This window comes from Micrococcus sp. LASM2_SD2 (assembly GCF_057364565.1).
In genome coordinates this window covers 1-5,125 of record NZ_JBNFOB010000180.1, presented here as the reverse complement: position 1 = coordinate 5,125, position 5,125 = coordinate 1, and the positions used below count along the sequence as shown (strand labels likewise).

The window sequence follows — 5,125 nt, the reverse complement described above, 5'->3', positions numbered from 1 at the left end:
CTCTGATTACCAGTCCAACAACCGGGGACCAGTGCACCGTGCAGAGGGCGGCGCCGCCGTCGTGATGCCCGCGCGCGGGCGGCGTCCCGTAGATCAGGCCTTCGAGGCGATCTGACGGAGCACGTACTGCAGGATGCCGCCGTTGCGGTAGTAGTCGGCCTCGCCGGGGGTGTCGATGCGGACGACCGCGTCGAACTCCACCTTCGTGCCGTCCTCGCCCTCGGCGACGACCTTCACGGTCTTCGGGGTCTTGCCCTCGTTGAGCTCGGTGACACCGGTGATCGAGAAGACCTCGGTGCCCTTCAGGCCCAGCGAGTCGGCGTTCTCGCCCTCCGGGAACTGCAGCGGCAGGACGCCCATGCCGATGAGGTTCGAGCGGTGGATGCGCTCGAAGGACTCGGCGATGACGGCCTTCACGCCCAGCAGCGCGGTGCCCTTGGCGGCCCAGTCACGGGAGGAGCCGGAACCGTACTCCTTGCCGCCCAGCACGACCAGCGGGGTGCCGGCGGCCGCGTAGTTCTGCGCGGCGTCGAACACGTAGGCCTGCGGGGCGCCGTCCTGGGTGAAGTCGCGGGTGAAGCCGCCCTCCACGCCGTCCAGGAGCTGGTTCTTGATGCGGATGTTCGCGACGTGCCGCGGATCATCACCTCGTGGTTGCCACGACGCGAGCCGTAGGAGTTGAAGTCCTTGCGCTCCACACCGTTCTCCAGCAGGTACTTGCCGGCCGGGGTGTCGGACTTGAAGGAGCCCGCCGGGGAGATGTGGTCGGTGGTGACCGAGTCGCCGAGCTTCAGCAGGACGCGGGCGCCCTCGATGTCGGTGACGGCCTCCGGCTCCATGCCCATGCCCTCGAAGTACGGGGGCTTGCGCACGTAGGTGGACTTCTCGTCCCACTCGAAGGTGTTGCCGGTCGGGGTCTCGAGGGCCTGCCAGCGCTCGTCGCCGTCGAAGATCGTGGAGTACTTGTCCACGAACATCTCGGTGTCGATGGACTCCTCGATGATCTTCTCGACCTCGGTCGGGTCCGGCCAGATGTCCTTCAGGTAGACGTCGTTGCCCTCGGAGTCCTGGCCCAGGGGCTCGTTCTCGAAGTCGAAGTCCATGGAGCCGGCCAGGGCGTAGGCGACCACCAGCGGCGGGGACGCCAGGTAGTTCATCTTCACGTCCGGGTTGATGCGGCCCTCGAAGTTGCGGTTGCCGGAGAGGACGGCGGTCACGGCCAGGTCGTTGTCCTGGACGGCCTCGGACACCTCGGCCTCCAGCGGGCCGGAGTTGCCGATGCAGGTGGTGCAGCCGTAGCCGACCACGTTGAAGCCGAGCTCGTTCAGGGACTCGCGGAGACCGGACTTCTCGTAGTAGTCGGTGACGACCTTGGAACCCGGGGCCACGGAGGTCTTGACCCACGGCTTGGAGGTCAGGCCCTTGGCCACCGCGTTGCGGGCCAGCACGCCCGCGGCCATCATGACCGACGGGTTGGAGGTGTTGGTGCAGGAGGTGATCGAGGCGATGGTCACGGCGCCGTGGTCCAGCTCGAACTCGCGGCCGTCCTCCATCTTCACGCCCACGGTCTTGGACGGACGGCCGGCGCCGTCCTCGTCGCCCGAGGCGTAGTTCGCCAGGTCCTTGCGGAACTGGTCCTTGGAGGAGGACAGCTCAATGCGGTCCTGCGGACGCTTCGGGCCGGAGATGGACGGGACGACGGTCGACAGGTCCAGCTCCAGGTACTCGGAGTACTCGACCTCCTTCGACGGGTCGTGCCACATGCCCTGCTCCTTGGCGTACGCCTCCACGAGGGCGACGGACTCCTCGGAGCGGCCGGTGAGGCGCAGGTAGTCCAGGGTGACGTCGTCGATCGGGAAGATCGCGGCGGTGGAGCCGAACTCCGGGGACATGTTGCCGATGGTGGCGCGGTTGGCCAGCGGCACGGAGCCGACGCCCTCGCCGTAGAACTCGACGAACTTGCCGACCACGCCGTGCTCGCGGAGCATCTCGGTGATGGTCAGCACCACGTCGGTGGCGGTCGCGCCGGCCGGGATCTCGCCGGTCAGCTTGAAGCCCACGACGCGCGGGATCAGCATCGACACCGGCTGGCCGAGCATCGCGGCCTCGGCCTCGATGCCGCCGACGCCCCAGCCCAGCACGCCCAGGCCGTTGACCATGGTGGTGTGGGAGTCGGTGCCGACGCAGGTGTCCGGGTAGGCGCGGTTCACGCCGTCGACCTCACGGGTCATGACGGTGCGGGCCAGGTTCTCGATGTTGACCTGGTGGACGATGCCCATGCCAGGGGGGACGACCTTGAAGTCGTCGAAGGCGGTCTGGCCCCAGCGGAGGAACTTGTAGCGCTCCCCGTTGCGCTGGTACTCGACCTCCATGTTGCGCTCGATCGCCTGGTCGTTGCCGAAGTAGTCGATCTGCACGGAGTGGTCGATGACCAGCTCGGCCGGGGACAGCGGGTTCACGCGGGTGGGATCGCCGCCGAGGTCCTTGATGGCCTCGCGCATGGTGGCCAGGTCCACGACGCAGGGGACGCCGGTGAAGTCCTGCATGATCACGCGGGCCGGGGTGAACTGGATCTCGGTGTCCGGCTGGGCCGAGGGGTCCCAGTTCGCGAGGGCCTTGATCTGCTCCTTGGTCACGTTCGCACCGTCCTCGGTGCGGAGCAGGTTCTCGAGGAGGACCTTGAGGGCGTAGGGCAGCTTCTCCGCGCCCTCGACCTCGTTGAGGCGGAAGATCTCGTACTCGGCGCCGTTGACGTCGAGGACGCCCTTCGAGCCGAAGCTGTCGACAGTCGTCACGGGAGGACTCCTTTTCCTGCCCGGCCTCCGTGCCGGGCGCTCGTCCAGTTGTGGGTCTCACACGGGCGGCGCTGAGCGGTGGCGATCCGTGAGCCGATCGTCGCCGGGGTGACGTGCGCCGCACTCGCCTCCACCCTACCCCGAGAGGCGGGTGGAGGCGGGTGTGTTGCGCGATCCTTCGCGGATCAGGAGGCCGCGGCGGCCCGCTTGAGGACCGTCACGGACTCGAGATGGTGGGTGTCCGGGTACAGGTCGATGACGCGGGCGCGCGTCACCTCGTAGCCGTCCCGCGTCAGCCAGGCCAGGTCCCGCGCCAGCGAGGCCGGGTCGCAGGAGACGTACACGACCGTCTGAGGCGCGAGCGCGATGAGGCGCTCGACGGCCCGGCGGCCGGCCCCGGCACGCGGCGGGTCCAGCACGACGGTGTCCAGGCGGCACCCGGCGAGGCCGCCGTCCCGGGCCGTGGCCTCCGGGTCTGCCAGCCAGCTGCCCAGCACGCGGTCCGTGGGACCGTTGAGCACGGTGGCCTGAGGCAGATCGTGGAGGTTGCGCAGCGCGTCCCGCGAGGCGTTGGGGGCGGCCTCCACGGACAGCACGTGCCCGGTCTCGCCGACGGCCTCGGCGAGGAACGCGGTGAACAGGCCGACACCGGCGTAGAGGTCCGCGATCACCTGGCCGGGCTCCGGCGCGGCGTCCTCCGTCACGACGTCGACCAGGGTGGTCGCGGCGTCCTTGTGGACCTGCCAGAAGCCCTCGCCGGAGACGCGGAACGTGCGGGTCACCCCGTGGGCGGCGGCGACCGTCTCCTGGACCCAGGTGCGGCCGGTGATGCGCTCGATCTCCGCCGGGGCTTTCCGGCGCCCGGCCGGCAGGACGAACGCCGTGGACGGCTCACCGTGGGCGTTCGCGGTCTGGCGGATCCGGGTGCGCAGCCGCCCCAGACGGGTCTCGTCGGCCCGCGTCTGCGGGGTGGGGGTGACGAGGACGAGCGGCTGGCCGCCGTCGGCCGGGGTGGCCACGTCGACCCGCTCGGCGCCGGAGAAGTCCCAGTCCCAGAGCGTGAGCGCGTCCAACGCCGGGACGCCCAGGGGCATGTTGCGCACGGGCACGAGGGCCGCGGAGCGGTGGGCGTGCATGGCGATGTGGCCGTTCGGGGTCACGGCGAAGGCGTTGCGGGTGCGCCAGCGCTGGCCGGTGGGCTCGTCCTCCCCCGCCACCATGACCTCGGGCTCCACCGTGAGTCCGGCGATGCGTGCGAGCGTGTCCCGATAGACCTGCGCCTTGAGCCGACGCTGGTGCGGCACCACGATGTGCCCGAACTCGGCGCCGCCCACCGGCAGACGGCCGGAGGCGTGCGCGCGCAGCATGTCCGCGAGCTTCCACTGGTGGATGCGGCGGAACTCGGAGGGCCGGAGGATCTCGACGGCGTCGCCGCGCCAGAAGCGGGCTCCCTCCTCGGACTCCGTGAGGGCGACCCGGACGCGCTCTCCCGGGATGGCGTGGCGTACGAAGACCACGCGTCCCTCGTGCCGGGCGACGCAGTGGCCGCCGTGTGCGACCGCTCCGACCTCGAGGTCATGAGTCGGTCCACGTCGACGGCGTCGTGGGGGGTGTCGGTGACCGCCATGGATTCTCCTTCCGGAGCCGCACGCCGGACCTTGCGCCGACGCTGGTGCGGTCCTATCTTTGCACGCTCTCGGGCCCGCGGATGACCGAGACCCGTGCATCCGTCCAGGTCCGAGCGCCGGACGTCACCGACCTGTCACCTGGTGTTCGCTCCCAGGTCGCCCGGCCGCAGTCCTTCCTGCACCTGCCAGGGGACCATCGCGATCATGACGCCGGGCTCGCGCTGCAGGCGGGAGCGCAGCCGCGCCGCCGCCCGGTTGTGCAGCAGCGTGCGCCATCCGGGCCGCACCACGTACTCCGGCAGGTAGACCATGGTCAGCCCGTGGCTGCGCCTCCCGGACAGGCGCCGCAGGTGGCGCACGAGCGGGGCCACGCCGTCGCGGTAGGGCGAGCCCACCACGGTGAGCGGCACCGGGACCCGCGCCTTCTCCCACTCGAGCAGCAGGGCCGCGGTCTGCTCGCGCTCGATGTCCACGACGACGGCCTCCAGGCTCGCGGGGCGGCTCGCCCGCGCGTACGCCAGCGCCCGCAGGGTCGGCCGGTTGAGCGAGGTCACGACGACGGTCGCGTGCACCCGGGAGGGTGCACTGGTCCCCGGTTGTTGGACTGGTAATCAGAGCGTAAGCGCCCTGTCTTCCTCGAGGGCCTGTTCCCGATACTTCATCGGGGTCAGGCCCTCGAGTCGTTGCTGGATCCGTGGTAGT

At 70.3% G+C, this 5,125-nt stretch carries 2 protein-coding genes and 1 pseudogene; all 3 read right to left on the bottom strand.

Annotation, left to right across the window (positions count from 1 at the left end):
* Window positions 1–93 precede the first annotated feature (93 nt).
* Window positions 94–2,795, bottom strand: a pseudogene (gene acnA / locus AC2W7A_RS09345) (aconitate hydratase AcnA).
* A 185-nt stretch (window positions 2,796–2,980) separates the two neighbouring features.
* The gene (locus AC2W7A_RS09340) at window positions 2,981–4,426 is read right to left on the bottom strand and encodes a class I SAM-dependent RNA methyltransferase (RefSeq protein WP_485991123.1); all 1,446 of its coding nucleotides are present in this window, start codon (window positions 4,424–4,426) and stop codon (window positions 2,981–2,983) included.
* A gap of 131 nt (window positions 4,427–4,557) precedes the next feature.
* On the bottom strand, window positions 4,558–4,995 hold the full coding sequence (locus AC2W7A_RS09335) for a hypothetical protein (protein WP_485991122.1): 438 nt from the start codon (window positions 4,993–4,995) through the stop codon (window positions 4,558–4,560).
* Window positions 4,996–5,125: the final 130 nt, after the last annotated feature.